Consider the following 1,166-nt stretch of genomic DNA (forward strand, 5'->3'; position numbering starts at 1 on the left):
GACCTTTTCAGCCAGCAGGCTTCCCCGCTGGTGGACGGCTGGCAGCCGCAGGCCCTGCTGACCGAAATCCTGCTCATCGAAGGCTTCCCGCTCGACAGCCGGGTTGTCCCGCTGGAAGAAGGCTTCCCTGAAAACGTCGTCTGGCGCGTTCACCATCCGGATGTCAGCCACGAACTCTTCGTCTGCCTGGACGAGGAAATTCAATCGGACACTGTGGACCGCCTGCCGTCCCTCCTGCGCGCCGAGGACATCTTCATCTGCCTGGACAGCGCCCTGACGGACGAAGCCAAGGTCACGCTGGATGACCGCATCCGCTTGAAGGTCATTTGATGAGGTTGATTCACCGCCAAGACGCAAAGAACGCAAAGAAAAAAAATAAAAACTTAGCGCCTTTCGCGCCTTTGCGGTTCAGATTCAAAAAACTGAGCGACCTTTGCGTCTTCGTGGTAAATGAGGCCTGAAAAAAATGGACATTGAAACCATTGGCAAACAAATCGTTGACTCAGCGTCAAGGTTCACCGCGCCCTGGGGCCAGGGTTACTCGAATCCGCTTATCAGTACTGTCTGGCCTACGAATTGCGCAAGCGCGGCTTGCAGGTCCAAACTGAAGTGCCGCAGCCAGTCTTCTACGATGGTCAGCGTCTGGATGTCGGATATCGCCTTGACATGCTGGTTGAAAACGCTGTCATCATTGAAAACAAAGCCGTCGAAACGCTCCTGCCCATCCATGAAGCCCAATTGCTCACCTATTTGCGTCTGCGAGATTGCCGCCTGGGCTACCTGATTAACTGGAACGTCCCTTTAATCAAAAACGGCATCCGCCGCATGGTCAACAAACTCCAGGAGATTCACCGCTAAGGCACAAAGACCGCAAAGGAAAATTCAAAATAAAAACTTGGCGCCCTTCGCGCCTTCGCGGTTCAGATTCACCGTCAAGACGCAGAGAACGCAAAGAAATTACCAAAACAAAGAAACTTAGCGCTCTTCGCGGTTCAAAGAAAATCATGACTCTCAAACTACAATTCGACCCCAACCAGCAGTACCAGATTGATGCCGTCCAGAGCGTGGTGGACCTGTTCGAGGGCCTGCCGCGGCAGGCCGACGCCGCTATCCTGCAGGCCGAAATCGTCCCCAACCTGCCGCCACATGTTGCGGCGTTGTCCGAA

The 1,166-nt window shown here is 54.3% G+C and carries 1 protein-coding gene and 1 pseudogene; both read left to right on the forward strand.

The window, feature by feature from the left end; genetic code table 11:
• Nucleotides 1–330: hypothetical protein (locus tag D6694_06250; GenBank protein RMH44089.1), on the forward strand; the 330-nt coding region annotated here is incomplete at its 5' end.
• Nucleotides 331–466: 136 nt separating this feature from the next.
• Nucleotides 467–858: pseudogene (locus D6694_06255) on the forward strand (GxxExxY protein).
• Nucleotides 859–1,166: the final 308 nt, after the last annotated feature.

Source organism: Gammaproteobacteria bacterium (assembly GCA_003696665.1).
GTDB lineage: Bacteria > Pseudomonadota > Gammaproteobacteria > Enterobacterales.